A 15,448-nucleotide genomic window follows, 5' to 3' on the forward strand; every position below is an offset into this window, starting at 1 on the left:
CGGAGGAACCGCGTCCCGTGACCGAGATCGCCCGCCGCTTTGAGCACCGTTACGGCCACCGGCCCACGATGAAGGACGTCGCCGCCCGGGCGGGCGTCGGGCTCAAGACCGTCTCCCGCGTCGTGAACGGCGAACCCGGCGTCACCCCCGACACCGAACAGCGGGTCAAGGAGGCCATCGAGTTCCTCGGCTTCCGCCGCAACGACAGCGCACGGGTGCTCCGCAAGGGGCGTACGGCATCAATCGGACTGGTCCTGGAGGATCTGGCCGATCCGTTCTACGGCCCGCTCAGCCGGGCGGTCGAGGAGGTCGCGCGGGCGCACGGCGCGCTGCTCATCAACGGTTCCAGCGCGCAGGACCCGGAACGGGAGCGGGAGCTGGCGCTCGCCCTGTGCGCACGGCGGGTGGACGGGCTGATCGTCATCCCCGCGGGCGACGACCACCGCTATCTGGACCCGGAGATACGGGCGGGGGTCGCGACCGTCTTCGTGGACCGGCCGGCGGGCGGGATCGACGCCGACGTGGTCCGGTCGGACAGTTTCGGCGGGGCCCGGGCCGGTGTGACGCATCTGATCGCCCAGGGACACCGCCGGATCGGTTTCATCGGCGACCGGCCCCGCATCCACACCGCGACCGAGCGGCTGCGCGGCTACCGGGCGGCCATGGAGGACGCGGGACTCGCCGTGCACGGGAGGTGGATGTCCCTGGGCCCGACCGACCCGGCACACGTCACGGCCGCCGTCGAGGCCATGCTGTCGGGTCCGGAGCCGGTCACGGCGCTCCTCGCCGGCAACAACCGGGTGACGGTCACCGCCGTGCGGGCCCTCGCCGGGCGAGAACTCCCCGTCGCCCTGGTCGGGTTCGACGACATCGAACTGGCCGACCTGCTGGGCATCACGGTCATCGCGCAGGACGCGGCCGCGCTGGGCCGCACGGCGGCACAGCGGCTGTTCCGGCGGCTCGACGGCGCTGTCGAAGCGCCTCGGGCGGCGGAGACGATCGTTCTGGGGACCACGCTGATCCCCCGGGGCTCGGGCGAGATCCCTCCCCCGCGGGACGTCTGACCGGCCGGCATCCGCAAAGCGCCCCGGGTCCCCGCCGGGCCCCACCCGAAGGCCGTCGCCCTTACCCGGCGGCGGCCGTCGCCGATCCCCTGCGCGGGGCGGCGAAGCGGTCGAGGTCGGCGCGGGTCAGCCCGGTGAGGGCGTCGACCTCGGCGGCGTCCAGCGCCCCGCAGCGCAGGCCCCGCAGCAGGTAGGAGGCGAGGGCCTGGGCGGTGGCGGGCTCGTCCATGATGGCGCCGCCGGTGCGGTCGGCATAGGCCGAAAGCCGCCTCGCGGCGCTCTCGAAGCCCTCGCGGTAGAAAACGAAGACGGCGGCGTACCGGGTGGGGAGATGCCCGGGGTGCATGTCCCAGCCCTGGTAGTACGCACGGGCCAGGGCGCGCCGGGTCAGCCCGTAGTGCAGCCGCCACGCTTCGTGGACCTGGGCGGTGGAGCCGACGGGGAGCACGTTGGTGGAGCCGTCCGACACCCGTACGCCGGTGCCGGCGGCGGCCACCTGCATGACCGCCTTGGCGTGGTCGGCGGCCGGGTGGTCGCTCGCCTGGTGGGCGGCACTGACGCCGAGGCAGGCGCTGTAGTCGAAGGTGCCGTAGTGCAGCCCGGTGGCGCGGCCTTCGGCGGCGCCGATCATCCGGGCGACGGTGGCGGTGCCATCGGCGGCGAGAATGGCCTGGCTCGTTTCGATCTGGATCTCGAAGCCGAGGCGCCCGGCGCCGAGCCCGTGGGCCTTCTCGAAGGCTTCGAGAAGCCGGACGAAGGCGGTGACCTGCTCGGGGTAGGTGACCTTGGGCAGGGTGAGGACGAGGCCGTCGGGCAGGCCGCCGTGTTCCACAAGGCCGGTGAGGAAGACGTCGGTGGTACGGATGCCCCGGTCGCGGACACCGGCTTCCATGCACTTCATCCGGATGCCGGTGTACGGGGCGGCGCTGCCGTTCGCGCACGCCCGCGCGACGATCCGGGCCGCGCGCGCCGCGTCACGGTCCTCGGCGGCCCCGTCGGCCCCTCCGTACCCGTCCTCGAAGTCGACGCGCAGATCCTCGACGGGCTCGCGCTCCAGCTTGGCGCGCACCCGGCCGTGGACGTCCTCCGCGAGGTCGTCGGCGAGACCGAGGACGCGGGCGAACGCGGTGGCGTCGGGGGCGTGCTCGTCGAGGGCGGCGAGCGCCTGGTCGCCCCAGGAACGGAGGGTGCCGGCGTCGAAGAGGTCGGCGGGAACGTAGACGGTGTGGACGGGCTGGCGGGTGCCGGGGTCGCCCGGGTAGCGGCGGTCCAGCTCGGCGTCCACGGCGGCGAGGGAGGCGCCGATCTCCTTGGCGACCGCTCCGGCGAGGCTGGTCGTCACCCGCTCCTGCTGATCCATTCCAGACCCTCCTGTTTTCCGCTCCACGGAATGGACAATCCGTTCGGCGAAGCTAGTGGGGCGGTCGGGCCCGCGTCAATGGCTCCCCTGACGTGCCGTCCGGCGAGGCGCGGGCCCGCTCGGGACGGGCCGGGCACGAGACCGGCGGGCGTTCGAAACGGTGCACGGAGGCGGAAACGCGCAGCGACGCACGACGCCGCGCGGTGACGGAAAACGGCCGGGGGCCGCGCGGTGGAATCACCACGCGGCCCCCGGCCGTACCGATCCGGTGGCTCAGCCCTTGCGGGCCTCGACCTCCGCGGTCAGCTGCGGGACGACGTTGAAGAGGTCGCCCACGACGCCGTAGTCGACGAGGTCGAAGATCGGGGCCTCGGCGTCCTTGTTGATGGCGACGATGGTCTTCGAGGTCTGCATACCCGCGCGGTGCTGGATCGCGCCGGAGATGCCGGACGCGATGTACAGCTGCGGCGAGACCGACTTGCCGGTCTGGCCGACCTGGTTGGAGTGCGGGTACCAGCCGGCGTCCACGGCGGCGCGGGAGGCGCCGACGGCCGCGCCGAGCGAGTCGGCGAGGGCCTCGATGACGGCGAAGTTCTCGGCGCCGTTGACGCCGCGGCCGCCGGAGACCACGATCGCGGCCTCGGTCAGCTCCGGACGGCCGGTCGACTCGCGCGGGGTGCGCGCGGTGACCTTGGTGCCGGTGGCCAGGGCGCCGAAGGACACGGCGAGGGACTCGACCGCACCGGCGGCCGGGGCGGCCTCGACGGGCGCCGAGTTCGGCTTGACCGTGATGACCGGAGTGCCCTTGGAGACACGGGACTTGGTCGTGTACGAGGCGGCGAACGCCGACTGCGTCGCGACCGGGCCCTCGTCACCGGCCTCCAGGTCCACGGCGTCGGTGATGATGCCGGAGCCGATGCGGACGGCGAGGCGGGCGGCGATCTCCTTGCCCTCGGCGGAGGACGGGACGAGCACGGCAGCCGGGGAGACAACCTCGTACGCGGCCTGGAGCGCGTCGACCTTCGGGACGACGAGGTAGTCGGCGAACTCCGCGGCCTCGGCGGTCAGGACGCGGGTCGCGCCGTGCTCGGCGAGGGTGGCGGCGGTGTCGGCGGCACCGTTGCCGAGGGCGACGGCGACCGGCTCGCCGAGGCGGCGGGCCAGCGTCAGCAGCTCCAGGGTGGGCTTGCGGACGGCTCCGTCGACGTGGTCGACGTAGACGAGAATCTCAGCCATGGGACTTCAATCTCCTGCGGAAGAAACGGGGAAGGCCTGAGGGGACGGCGCGCGCGAGCCCTTAGGGGCTGGCGGCCCAGGGTCGAAGACCCCGGGCCCCGGCGACTAGATGAACTTCTGGCTCGCGAGGAACTCGGCGAGCTGCTTGCCGCCCTCGCCCTCGTCCGTGACGATCGTGCCCTTGGTGCGCGCGGGACGCTCGTCGGCCGAGTCGACCTTGGTCCACGCGGCCTCCAGGCCGACCTCGTCCGCCTCGATGCCGAGGTCGGACAGGTCCAGGGCCTTCACCGGCTTCTTCTTGGCGGCCATGATGCCCTTGAAGGACGGGTAGCGGGCCTCGCCCGACTGGTCCGTCACGGAGACGACGGCCGGCAGCGAGGCCTCCAGCCGCTCGGAGGCGGTGTCGCCGTCACGGCGGCCGGTGACGGTGCCGTCCTCGACCTTGACCTCGGAGAGCAGGGTGACCTGCGGGACGCCAAGGCGCTCGGCCAGGATCGCCGGGAGGACACCCATGGTGCCGTCGGTGGAGGCCATACCGGCGATGACGAGGTCGTAGCCGGTCTCCTCGATCGCCTTGGCGAGCACCAGCGAGGTGCCCATGACGTCGGTGCCGTGCAGGTCGTCGTCCTCGACGTGGACGGCCTTGTCGGCGCCCATGGACAGCGCCTTGCGCAGGGCGTCCTTGGCGTCCTCCGGACCGACGGTGAGGACGGTGACCTCGGCGTCGTCCGCTTCCTCGGCGATCTGGAGCGCCTGCTCGACCGCGTACTCGTCCAGCTCCGAAAGGAGACCGTCGACGTCCTCACGGTCGACCGTCAGGTCGTCGGCGAACTTCCGGTCGCCAGTGGCGTCCGGCACGTACTTCACACAGACAACGATCCTCAAGCTCACGCCGGCTCTCCTACTGCATCGTCATAACTGGGCTGCGTTGTTGCTCGCAGCATAGGCGCCTGAAGGGCGGGTTTCCGGTCGGGGCGGCTGGCCGCCCCGACCGAGATATTACTCGTCAGTACAGCCATTCCGTGACCAGTGAGCAAGCGCTCAGCCATGTGACCTTGCCAACGCCCCCGGGCCCGGCCGTACGGGAACTCTCAGTCGCGCAGCGCGTTGAAGCGCCCCTGGTGGTACAGGAGCGGACGGCCCGTGCCCTCGGGGTCTCCGGCGACGGCCTCGGCGATGACGATGCGGTGGTCCCCGGCCGGAATCTTCGCGGCCACCCGGCACACCAGCCAGGCGAGCACACCGTCGAGGACGGGGACGCCCTTTGGGCCGTGATGCCAGCGGGTGGGCGGGGCGAACCGGTCGGCGCCGCCGCGGGCGAAGGTGGCGGCCAGCTCGCTCTGGTGCTCGCCGAGTATGTGGACGCCGATGTACTCGGCCTCGGCGAGGACGGGCCAGCTGGAGGAACCCGTACCGGCCCCGAAGGAGATCAGCGGCGGCTCGGCGGCGACGGAGTTGACCGAGGTGGCGGTGAAGCCGACCGGGCGCCCGTCACCGTACGCAGTGACGACCGCGACCCCGGCGGCGTGCCGGCGGAAGGTCGCCTTCAGCAGTTCGGGCGAGCCCGGCCACGGGGCACCGGGGGCGGACGCGCCCGCGAGGGCGTCATCGGCGGCGGCGCGGGGGGTGGGAGTCGTCGGGAACGTACGGAGCTGAGGCGAGACCGTCATGGAGTTGTCCTTCTGCGGAATGGGGGGTGGCGGTGTACGGGGGCGTCGAGACTCGTCAGACTCGGGCACCCGGGCCGCACGCCGGGCGGGCGGGGCCTTTCGGCGCTTGACCGGGGAGAAGGGGTTCCGGGAGCATGCGGCCAGCCTGACGATCGCCACCGTGCGCAGTCAAGCGCGCACCGTGATCTGGGAGATGCGTCACCGCCTCACACCGCCTGTCCGAGCGCGGCGATGACATCGGCCTTGCGGGGCTGGCCAAAGGCCCTGCGCACGATCCGCCCGGCCCGGTCGAGGACCAGCACCGTGGGGGTGCGCACCACCCCGAGCGCGCGGACCAGATCCAGACGTTCCTCGGCGTCGATCTCGATGTGCGCGACACCGTCGACCAGGGCCGCCACCTCGGTGAGGACGCGGCGGGTGGCACGGCAGGGCTGACAGAAGGCGGTGGAGAACTCCACCAGGGTGGCCCGCTCCCCCAGCTCCGCGCCCAGCGTCGCGGCGTCCAGTGACACCGCGCTGCGGATCCCGGTCATCTCCCCTGCCTCCACTCGTCGGTCCTCCTCGGATCCAGCACCGCCGGGCGCCGATCGATTCCCGCCGTGACCGGCCGTGAACACCAAGAGTGACGAGAATCTCCCCACACGAAGCCGTCTGGACTGGTCATGGGCTCCCACATGGGGCACCATCTGCCCAAAGCCGAAAACCTACGGCTGCGTAACTTCGCCGGGAGAACCCTCCCCGGGCCACACACGTAAGGGGTCCCCCCCAGATGGCAGAACTCGTCTATCGGCCGGTCGTCGGCGCCGCCCTCACCATGTTCAAGGCGCTCGACCTGAAGATCGACACCCAGGGGTCGCACCACATCCCCCGCCAGGGCGGGGCCGTGCTGGTCAGCAACCACATCAGCTATCTGGACTTCATCTTCTCCGGCCTGGCCGCGCTGCCGCAGAAGCGCCTGGTGCGCTTCATGGCGAAGGAGTCGGTCTTCCGCCACAAGGTGTCGGGGCCGCTGATGCGGGCGATGAAGCACATCCCGGTGGACCGGGCGCAGGGCGAGCACGCGTACGAGCACGCCCTGAAGGCGCTGCGGTCCGGGGAGATCGTCGGGGTGTTCCCGGAGGCGACGATCTCGCAGTCGTTCACGCTCAAGGGCTTCAAGTCGGGTGCGGCGCGGCTGGCGCAGGAGGCCGGCGTGCCGCTGATCCCGATGGCGCTGTGGGGCACCCAGCGGGTCTGGACCAAGGGCCGGCCGCGCAACTTCAAGCGGGACCACATCCCGGTGACGATCCGGGTCGGCGAGCCGGTGGAGGCTCCGGCCGACCAGTACGCGGGAGCCATCACCCGGCGGCTGCGCGAGCGGGTCCAGGAGCTGCTGGAGGCGGCGCAGCGCGCGTACCCCGTACGCCCCAAGGACGCGGACGACACCTGGTGGATGCCGGCACACCTCGGGGGCACGGCGCCGTCGCCGGAGGACCTCAAGGCCGCCGGGAAGTAGCCGGCCGGGCGCCGGACGACGGCGCGCGCTCCCCTGACCCCACCCCACCCCCGGGCCCCGGCGCGACAGACGCCCGGGGCTCGCGGTGTTTCGTAGAGGTTTCGGAGACCGATCCGTTTACAGCGAATTGACGCAGCCCTATCGTCCGAAGTGGGAGCGCTCCCATCCCCTTCTGGATGTCATGCCCACGCCAGAATGCTGTCCCCGGCCCATCCCTCGGGGCCGCGTTCCGGCCCGCCGGCATGACCGTCGAAAGGTCAGCGATCCATGGTCAGACGTACCAAGACGGCAGTACTCTCCGCCGCGGCGATGCTGCTCTCGGCATTAGGCCTGCTCCTCCTCGGCCAGGGCTCCGCCGAGGCGCACGGCGTCGCGATGGCGCCGGGCTCCCGGACGTACCTCTGCATGAAGGACGCCATCACCTCCAGCGGTGCGGTCGACCCGACCAACCCCGCCTGCGCGGCGGCCATCGCGCAGAGCGGCTCCTCGTCCCTGTACAACTGGTTCGCGGTGCTCGACTCCAACGCGGGCGGCCGCGGCCAGGGTTACGTTCCCGACGGCACCCTCTGCAGCGCCGGCGACCGCTCCCCGTACGACTTCAAGGGCTACAACCAGGCTCGTTCCGACTGGCCGAAGACGCACCTGACCTCGGGCTCCACGTTCCAGGTGAACTACAGCAACTGGGCCGCGCACCCGGGCGAGTTCCGGGTGTACCTCACCCGCCAGGGCTGGTCCCCGACCTCCCAGCTGAAGTGGGCCGACCTGGAGCTGGTGCACACCGTCAGCAACCCGGCCGCGACGGGGTCGCCCGGCACCGACGGCGGCCACTACTACTGGAACACGCCGCTGCCCTCGGGCCGTTCCGGTGACGCGCTGGTCTTCATCCAGTGGGTGCGGTCGGACAGCAACGAGAACTTCTTCTCCTGCTCCGACATCGTCTTCGACGGCGGCCACGGCGAGGTGACCGGCATCCGCGGCAGCGGCACCCCGCCTACCAACCCGCCCACGACGCCGCCGACGACCCCGCCCACCACTCCCCCGACCACTCCCCCGACCGGTGACCGCAGCTGCATGGCGCAGTACAAGGTCGTCAGCTCCTGGAGCGGCGGTTTCCAAGGCGAGGTCGAGGTCATGAACCACGGGACCACCGCTCTGAGCGGCTGGAAGGTCGGCTGGACCCCGGGCAGCGGCACCGCGATCACCAGTCTCTGGAACGGGACTCTGACCAGCGGTACGAACGGCGCGGTCTTTGTGGCCAACGCCGCGCACAACGGCACGATCCCGGCCGACGGCACCACCACCTTCGGCTTCACGGCCAACTCGACCGGCAACAACCTCCCGTCCGGCTCCGTCTCCTGCACCGCCTCCTAGCACGACCGAACGCGCACGGGGGGGCACGAGGAACTCGGAGAGATACGAACGGGCACAGCCAGGCACGGAAAAGCGGCCGGGCGGAAGTCGTCGACTTCCGCCCGGCCGCGCTTTCACACAGGCATATGCCACATCGGAGGGCCGCTAGCGCGCCATCTCTTCCTTCAGCGCCAGGAGGAACGCGTCGACGTCGTCCTCCGTGGTGTCGTAGGAGCACATCCAGCGCACGTCGCCGGCCGCCTCGTCCCAGAAGTAGAAGCGGAACCGCTCCTGGAGCCGCCGGCTGACCTCGTGCGGCAGCCGCGCGAAGACCGCGTTGGCCTGCACCGGGTAGAGGATCTCCACCCCGTCCACGCTCCGCACCCCGTCCGCGAGGCGGCCGGCCATCGCGTTGGCGTGGCGGGCGTTGCGCAGCCACAAGTCCTTGGCGAGCAGCGCCTCCAACTGCACCGACACGAAGCGCATCTTGGAAGCGAGCTGCATGGACAGCTTGCGCAGGTGCTTCATGTGGCTGACGGCGTCCGGGTTGAGGACGACGACGGCCTCGCCGAAGAGCATGCCGTTCTTGGTTCCGCCGTACGACAGGACGTCGACGCCCACGGCGTTGGTGAACGCCCGCATCGGTACGTCGAGCGACGCGGCCGCGTTGGCGATCCGGGCGCCGTCGAGGTGGACCTTCATGCCCTTGGAGTGGGCGTGGTCCACGATGGCGCGGATCTCCTCGACCGTGTAGACGGTGCCGAGTTCGGTGTTCTGGGTGATCGAGACGACCTGGGGCATGGCCCGGTGCTCGTCGTCCCAGCCCCAGGCCTGCCGGTCGATCAGCTCGGGGGTGAGCTTGCCGTCCGGGGTGGGCACGGTGAGCAGCTTCAGGCCGCCCATCCGCTCCGGGGCGCCGCCCTCGTCCACGTTGATGTGCGCGGACTCGGCGCAGATCACCGCGCCCCAGCGGTCGGTGAGGGCCTGCAGCGCGGTGACGTTCGCGCCGGTCCCGTTGAAGACCGGGAAGGCCTCGGCGCTGGAGCCGAAGTGGCTGTGCATGATCCGCTGGAGGTGATCGGTGTACTGATCCTCTCCGTAGGAGACCTGGTGTCCGCCGTTGGCGAGCGCGACGGCCGCGAGGATCTCCGGGTGGACGCCGGCGTAGTTGTCGCTGGCGAAGCCCCGGACCGACGGGTCGTGGTGACGACGGGCGTCGGTACGGGAGCCCAGGGCCGCGGTCACGGCTTGGGAGTCAGCCACAGGCGCTGTCCATTCACTTCCTGGGCGGGCCGGTCCCAGAGTCCGGCGATGGCGTCGGCCAGTTCCGTGACGTCGGTGAAGCCCGCGAACTTCGCATTCGGGCGCTCGGCGCGCATCGCGTCGTGCACCAATGCCTTGATCACCAGGATGGCAGCCGCCGCCTGCGGGCCTTCGTCGCCCCCCAGCTTGCGGAAGGAGTCGGCCATGGCGAGGGTCCAGGCCTCGGCGGCGGCCTTGCCGGCGTTGTACGCGGCGTTGCCGGCCACCGGCTTGTGCGCGCCGGACTGGCTGATCAGGACGTAGCGGCCGCGGCCCCCGGCGCGCAGCAGCACGTCGTGGAAGGCGAGCGAGGTGTTCTGGACCGTGCGGATCAGGAGCTTCTCCAGGAAGTCCCAGTCCTTGAGCTCGGTCTCGGTGAAGGTCTTGCTGCCGCGCCAGCCGCCCACGAGGTGGACGAGGCCGTCGATCCGGCCGAACTCCTTCTCCGTCTTCGCCACCCACTCGCGGGTGGCGTCGAGGTCGAGGAGGTCGACGGTGTCGCCGGTGACCGTGGCGCCGCCGTGCGCGTAGCGGGCGGCGTCGACGGCCTCGGCGAGGCGTGCCGGGTCGGCGTCGGCCGCGACGACGGTGGCGCCCGCCTCGGCCAGGCGCATCAGGGCGGCCCGGCCCGCGGGCCCGGCCGCGCCCGCGACCGCGATGACGGCTCCGTCCAGGCTGCCGTTCCCGTTGCCGATCATGGTCGTCTCCTCCTGCTCCGTTGCCTGCGCGGGCGTGATCGCCCCGGGGGCGGGGGCCGCGCCGGCCCCCGCCGTGGTGTCCGCCGTACCGGTCACGCGGCGACCTGCACGGCCTGCTCGGCGCCGGCGGCGGTGATGCCCTCGGTGGAGGCGATCACACCCTTGAGCTTCTTGGCAAGGGCCTCATAGAACATGCTGAGCGGAAACTCGTCGGGAAGCACGTCGTCGACGAGCTTGCGCGGCGGCAGCGACAGGTCCAGGGCGTCGGCGCCCTTGGCCCAGGTGGAGCCGGGGTGCGGGGCGAGGTAGGTGGAGACCAGCTCGTACGCCTTGAACCAGTGGACGAGCTTCGGACGGTCGATGCCGTCGCGGTACAGCTTCTCGATCTCGCCGCAGAGCTGGTTGGTGATCTCGGGGGCGCGCTCCCAGTCGATCCGCAGCTTGTTGTCGGTCCAGCGCACCACGTCGTGCTTGTGGAGGTACGCGAAGAGCAGCTGACCGCCGAGGCCGTCGTAGTTGCGGTTGCGGTCGCCGGAGACCGGGAAGCGGAACATCCGGTCGAACAGGACCGCGTACTGCATGTCACGGCCGTGCGGGTTGCCCTCGGCGTCGAGCTTCACGGCCTCCTTGAAGGCGGTGAGATCGCAGCGCAGCTCCTCCAGGCCGTACATCCAAAACGGCTGGCGCTGCTTGATCATGAAGGGGTCGAACGGCAGGTCGCCGTGGCTGTGGGTGCGGTCGTGGACCATGTCCCACAGGACGAACGCCTTCTCGCAGCGCTCCTGGTCCCCGACCATGGCCGCGATGTCCTCGGGCAGCTCGATGCCGAGGATGTCGACGGAGGCCTCGGTGACCTTGCGGAAGCGGGCCGCCTCGCGGTCGCAGAAGATGCCGCCCCAGGTGAAGCGCTCGGGGGCTTCGCGGACCGCGACGGTCTCGGGGAAGAGGACCGCCGAGTGCGTGTCGTAGCCGCTGGTGAAGTCCTCGAAGGTGATGCCGCAGAACAGCGGGTTGTCGTAACGGGTCGCCTCGAGCTCGGAGAGCCACTCCGGCCACACCATGCGCAGCACGACCGCTTCGAGGTTGCGGTCCGGGTTGCCGTTCTGGGTGTACATCGGGAAGACGACGAGGTGCTGGCGGCCGTCCAGGCGCTCGGCGGCCGGCTGGAAGGCGAGCAGCGCGTCCAGGAAGTCCGGCACCCCGAAGCCGCCCTCGGACCACTTGCGCAGGTCGGCGACGAGCGCGCGGTGGTAGGTGGCATCGTGCGGGAGCAGCGGGGAGAGCCGCTCGACCGCGCCGGCGACGCGCTCGACGGTCTGCTCGGCGTGCGCCCGGGACGGCGCGCCCTCGGCGTCGAAGTCAATGGAGCCGTCCGCGCTCTGCCAGGGGCGGAGCTCCTCCACGGCATTCTTGAGCTCGGTCCAGGCAGGGTGCTCGATCACGAGAGCGTCGGCGGATATCCCCGCACCGGCCATGTCCTGCACAAGAATTTCCGTCATGTCACTTCCTCCGCCGGAGAACCTTTCGTGCCGCCACCGTAACCATCCACAGATCGCCGCCACAAGAGGTGCGAGAGAAATTGTCCGGCGCACCCCCGGGTCCGGCCGTGAATTTTCCTGTGTGGATGGGGCAGGGGGCTGAGGAATGCGGCCTTCCTTCGCCAACTCCCCCTTGCGCCCACACGATCGAGGCAGGGTGGACGGGTCGGTGCGGACCGGAACAGTACGGTCTCATCCAGCCAAAAAGGGGCGGGGATGTTTGGCTGGGCCGCTCTGCGGCAAGCTGGGCGGCGCTGAATTCCGTCGACGGAAGCGAGAAGGTCTTGAGTCTGCTCACCATCGGTCACCGCGGGGTCATGGGCGTCGCCCCCGAGAACACCCTGCGCTCCTTCGTCCAGGCCGAGAAGGCGGGCCTCGACCTCGTGGAGCTGGATCTCCATCTGAGCGAGGACGGCGCTCTCGTCGTCATGCACGACGCCGATGTCGACCGCACCACGGACGGGAGCGGCCCGATCTCCGGGAAGACCCTCGCGGAGCTGCGGACGCTCGACGCGGGCGACGGCGAGCGGGTGCCCGTCTTCGAGGAGGTCCTGGACGCGGTCTCGGCGCCGCTCCAGGCCGAGATCAAGGACGTCGGCGCGGCCCGGGCGCTGGCCGCCGTACTGAACGCGCGGGACCTGACCGGGCGGGTACAGGTCCTCTCCTTCCACGACGAGGCCCTGGCGGAGATCCGCGACCTGGTGCCGGGGGTCCGCACCGCGCTCGTCGCCGACGAGCGGCAGGCCGACGTGATCGAACGCGCGCTCGCGGTGGGCGCGACGGCGCTGGTGCTCAACATCCGCCGGCTCACGCTCGACACCGTCGAGCGGGCGCACGCGGCGGGCCTGTGGGTGGGCGGCTGGGTGGTCAACACCCAGGCGGAGCTGCGGCTCGCGCGCGCCCTGGGCCTGGACGGGGTGACGACCGACCGGCCGGAAATCAGGCTGACGCGGGAGCGCTCGGAGGACTGAGGTCCTGCGGGGCGCGCGCGGGGGTGAGGACGGGCGCGGGGGTCCTGCCCCGGGACGTGCACCCCGGGGCCCGAGCCGGGACTCGGGCCCCGGCGGGCGGGTTCCCGGCCCGCCGACTCGGGCTCGGGCTCGGGCTCGGGTCAGACGAGGTTCTTGACCAGGAGTTCGAACTCCAGGTCGTCGCGCTGGGGGATGCCGAAGCGCTCGTCACCATACGGGAAGGGGCTCATCTTGCCGGTACGGCGGTAGCCGCGGCGCTCGTACCAGGCGATCAGTTCGTCGCGGACGGAGATCACCGTCATGTGCATCTCGCGCACGTCCCACATCTCGCGGACGCGGCGCTCCGCCTCCTCGATGATCTGCCGGCCGAGGCCCTCCCCCTGGTTCTCGGGGCGGACCGCGAACATGCCGAAGTAGGCGATGTCACCGCGGTGTTCGAGCTGGCAGCAGGCGACGAGCCGGCCGTCCCGCTCGACCGCCATCAGCCGACTGCCGGGGGCGGTGACGACCTCCGCGACCGCCCGCGCGTCGGTGCGCTGTCCGTGGATCATGTCGGCCTCGCTGGTCCAGCCGGTCCGGCTGGACTCGCCGCGGTAGGCGGACTCGACCAGCGGGACCAGGGCCGGGACGTCGTCGGGAACGGCGTCGCGGTAGGTGAGCGGGCCGGTGTGCCGGGGTGCGGCGGTGTCCATGGTGGTGCTGTCTCCCCTCGGGCGGTGAAGATCGGCGGATGCGATCGTTGCGAGCCTAGCGCGCGCCCCGCATGCCCCCCCTCGTACACCCGTGCGCCCGCGTGGGGCATGCCCGGCCGGGCATGTCCCCGGAGGGAACCGCGAGGAGGGGGTGTGCGGCGTGCACGGACCGGCTGCGCCCGGGTGGCTGCTGGTCGCGCTGTGCGGCGCGAGCGGGGCCTACTGCCTGGTGCTGATGGTACGGACGGCGCGGAGCCGGTCCGGGGGCCCGCCCGGGGAGCGCGGCGGGGCCGGGAGCGAGGCCCTGATGGGTTTCGGGATGGCGGCGATGGCGCTGCCCGCGGCGGTGCTCACCCCGCCGTCGTGGAGCTGGGCGGTGTACGCGGTGGTCTTCGGGCTCGCGGCGCTGTACGGGCTCGCGGCCGCGGCTGGGCGGGGTAGGGCGCGCCGGGGGCACCATCTGCATCATCTTGTCGGCTCGTCGGCGATGGTCTACATGGCGGTGGCGATGGCCGCGGCACCGGGAGCGCACGGGGGGCACGGCGGAGGGCACGGGCACCCGGCCGCCGGCGGCGTACCCGTTCTCACGGGCGTGCTGCTCGTGTACTTCGGCGGGTACGCGCTGCGCGCCGGCGCGCGGCTGGTGCCGGGGGCGGCACCGGCGGGCGCGGCTGTGGGTGCGGGTGTCGATGTGGGCGTGGGTGTGGGTGCGGGTGTCGATGTGGGCGTGGGTGTGGGTGTCGGTGTGGCGGGCGGGAGCGCCGGCGCCGGGGTCGCCGAGCTGACTCGGGTCTGCCGGCTGTCGATGGCGCTCGCGATGCTGGCGATGCTCGTCACGCTCTGAGCGGGCCGGGCGGGTCCGCCCGTACGCGATCACGCCGTGGTGTACGTCACTTGCCCCGCACGGGCATACCCCGGCGTGTACCCCGCTCATAGGCTGGCGCCATGTCGGTCTCCCTCACCCTGCTTCTGCTCGGCGCGCTGACTGCCGCCGTCGCACCGCGTCTGCTGGCACGGGCCGATTGGGTGGAACGGGAACCCGTGGTGGCGCTGTGGGTGTGGCAGTGCGTGGTGGCGGCGGTCCTGGTGAGCTTCGCGCTGTCGATGACCTTCAGCGCGGCGGCGGCCTGGAAGGCCGTCCGGGGACAGGTCTTCGCGCCCGCGCCGAACGCCGTGATCGAGGCGTACCAGCTGGGCACCGGCCGTTCGTGGTCGGCGGTGATCGCCGTCCTGCTGGCGGCGGGCGGGCTGTGGAGCGGGGCGATGCTGGGCCGGGAGATCGGCCGGGCGCGGACCCGCCGCAAGCAGCGACGGAACGAACTCGTGCTGCGGGCACCGCTGTTGCCCGGTGAGAAGCCGTCCGGCAACGCGCGTCTGGTGGTGCTGGAGGGCGAGCGTCCGGGAGCCTGGTCACTGCCGGGCGGGACACCGCGCCTGGTCGTCACCACGGCCGCGCTGCGTCGGCTCAAGGGCCGCCAGCTGGACGCGGTGCTCGCGCACGAGCAGGGCCACGCCCGGGCCCGGCACGATTGGCTGCTGCACTGCGCGACGGCGCTCGCGGCGGGCTTCCCGGGGGTTCCGGTGTTCGCGGCCTTCCGGGGCGAGATGCACCGTCTGGTGGAACTGGCGGCGGACGACGTCGCCTCGCGCCGGTTCGGACGGCTGACGATCGCCCTCGCCCTGGTGGAACTCAACGAGGACCGGGGCGTGTTCGGCCCCGGCCAGGCCCCCGGCGCCGACCTTCCGCAGCGCGTCGACCGCCTTTTGAACGCCGCCCCCCGGCTGACGGCGGCCCACCGGCTGCGCCTGACGGCCGCGGCGGCCCTGGTCCCGGTGGTCCCGATCCTGATCGCGTTCATCCCTGCGCTCCGGGCACTGAACTAGTTTCGCGTCAAGCGACGTTCGCCCTGTCGACCACCTCGCGCAGCCGTCGGTCGGCGGCGCGCTTGTCCCCCCGGATGATGGAGCGGCAGATCATGCCGCTCTGGGCCTGTGGGCGCGATGGCCGGTGCCGTCGAGGCGAAGTAGTGCAGGGCGGTAGCTGACCCCCGATCCGGCTCACCGCCAGGTCA

The 15,448-nt window shown here is 71.9% G+C and carries 15 protein-coding genes; 6 read left to right on the forward strand and 9 right to left on the reverse strand.

All coding sequences use genetic code 11. The annotated features are described in order from the left end of the window. The first annotated feature begins 68 nt into the window (after positions 1-68). Positions 69-1,064 (forward strand): LacI family DNA-binding transcriptional regulator, encoded by a 996-nt coding sequence (locus ACGFRB_RS04915; protein WP_393239460.1) that lies wholly within the window; start codon positions 69-71, stop codon positions 1,062-1,064. A 61-nt stretch (positions 1,065-1,125) separates the two neighbouring features. Here ACGFRB_RS04915 and ACGFRB_RS04920 read toward each other — a convergent pair whose 3' ends face one another. The 5 genes from ACGFRB_RS04920 to ACGFRB_RS04940 all read right to left on the reverse strand — a co-directional run bounded on the left by ACGFRB_RS04920 (position 1,126) and on the right by ACGFRB_RS04940 (position 5,863). Next, a complete protein-coding gene (locus ACGFRB_RS04920) occupies positions 1,126-2,424 on the reverse strand; it encodes a DUF6986 family protein (protein WP_393239068.1) in 1,299 nt (432 codons plus the stop codon). A 273-nt stretch (positions 2,425-2,697) separates the two neighbouring features. Further along, complete coding sequence (locus ACGFRB_RS04925) at positions 2,698-3,660, reverse strand: electron transfer flavoprotein subunit alpha/FixB family protein (RefSeq protein WP_393239071.1); 963 nt, start codon at positions 3,658-3,660, stop codon at positions 2,698-2,700. A gap of 105 nt (positions 3,661-3,765) precedes the next feature. Further along, a complete protein-coding gene (locus tag ACGFRB_RS04930) occupies positions 3,766-4,551 on the reverse strand; it encodes an electron transfer flavoprotein subunit beta/FixA family protein (RefSeq protein ID WP_363004107.1) in 786 nt (261 codons plus the stop codon). A 200-nt stretch (positions 4,552-4,751) separates the two neighbouring features. Beyond that, positions 4,752-5,330: a flavin reductase family protein gene (locus tag ACGFRB_RS04935; RefSeq protein WP_393239074.1), complete on the reverse strand. Its 579-nt coding sequence runs from the start codon at positions 5,328-5,330 to the stop codon at positions 4,752-4,754. Between the two features lie 206 nt (positions 5,331-5,536). Continuing rightward, on the reverse strand, positions 5,537-5,863 hold the full coding sequence (locus ACGFRB_RS04940) for a TlpA family protein disulfide reductase (RefSeq protein WP_393239463.1): 327 nt from the start codon (positions 5,861-5,863) through the stop codon (positions 5,537-5,539). Between the two features lie 236 nt (positions 5,864-6,099). Here ACGFRB_RS04940 and ACGFRB_RS04945 point away from each other — a divergent pair, with 236 nt between their 5' ends. Then, positions 6,100-6,825, forward strand: a complete 726-nt coding sequence (locus ACGFRB_RS04945) for a lysophospholipid acyltransferase family protein (RefSeq protein ID WP_363004113.1) — start codon at positions 6,100-6,102, stop codon at positions 6,823-6,825. A gap of 267 nt (positions 6,826-7,092) precedes the next feature. Continuing rightward, positions 7,093-8,196 carry a lytic polysaccharide monooxygenase gene (locus ACGFRB_RS04950; protein ID WP_393239078.1) on the forward strand — a complete coding sequence of 368 codons (1,104 nt, stop codon included), beginning with the start codon at positions 7,093-7,095 and terminating at the stop codon, positions 8,194-8,196. 144 nt (positions 8,197-8,340) lie between these two features. On the opposite strand, the gene ACGFRB_RS04955 is transcribed toward ACGFRB_RS04950, so the two are convergent. From ACGFRB_RS04955 to ACGFRB_RS04965, 3 genes are all read right to left on the reverse strand, one after another. Then, positions 8,341-9,420, reverse strand: a complete 1,080-nt coding sequence (locus ACGFRB_RS04955; RefSeq protein ID WP_393239466.1) for a threonine aldolase family protein — start codon at positions 9,418-9,420, stop codon at positions 8,341-8,343. Further along, complete coding sequence (locus tag ACGFRB_RS04960; RefSeq protein WP_393239469.1) at positions 9,417-10,175, reverse strand: SDR family NAD(P)-dependent oxidoreductase; 759 nt, start codon at positions 10,173-10,175, stop codon at positions 9,417-9,419. The genes ACGFRB_RS04955 and ACGFRB_RS04960 overlap by 4 nt, the downstream gene beginning before the upstream one ends. A gap of 92 nt (positions 10,176-10,267) precedes the next feature. Next, a complete protein-coding gene (locus ACGFRB_RS04965; RefSeq protein WP_363004117.1) occupies positions 10,268-11,674 on the reverse strand; it encodes a DUF6421 family protein in 1,407 nt (468 codons plus the stop codon). A gap of 323 nt (positions 11,675-11,997) precedes the next feature. Between ACGFRB_RS04965 and ACGFRB_RS04970 the strand changes: the two genes are divergently transcribed. Next, a complete protein-coding gene (locus tag ACGFRB_RS04970; RefSeq protein ID WP_363004119.1) occupies positions 11,998-12,684 on the forward strand; it encodes a glycerophosphodiester phosphodiesterase family protein in 687 nt (228 codons plus the stop codon). Positions 12,685-12,824: 140 nt separating this feature from the next. Here ACGFRB_RS04970 and ACGFRB_RS04975 read toward each other — a convergent pair whose 3' ends face one another. Further along, the gene (locus ACGFRB_RS04975) at positions 12,825-13,376 is read right to left on the reverse strand and encodes a GNAT family N-acetyltransferase (protein ID WP_393239082.1); all 552 of its coding nucleotides are present in this window, start codon (positions 13,374-13,376) and stop codon (positions 12,825-12,827) included. Positions 13,377-13,536: 160 nt separating this feature from the next. Here ACGFRB_RS04975 and ACGFRB_RS04980 point away from each other — a divergent pair, with 160 nt between their 5' ends. Then, a complete protein-coding gene (locus ACGFRB_RS04980) occupies positions 13,537-14,220 on the forward strand; it encodes a DUF5134 domain-containing protein (protein WP_393239085.1) in 684 nt (227 codons plus the stop codon). A 101-nt stretch (positions 14,221-14,321) separates the two neighbouring features. After that, positions 14,322-15,260, forward strand: a complete 939-nt coding sequence (locus ACGFRB_RS04985; RefSeq protein ID WP_363004125.1) for a M56 family metallopeptidase — start codon at positions 14,322-14,324, stop codon at positions 15,258-15,260. Positions 15,261-15,448 lie beyond the last annotated feature (188 nt).

The sequence above is a fragment of the Streptomyces sp. NPDC048718 genome (genome assembly GCF_043198875.1).
Classification (GTDB): Bacteria; Actinomycetota; Actinomycetes; order Streptomycetales; family Streptomycetaceae; genus Streptomyces.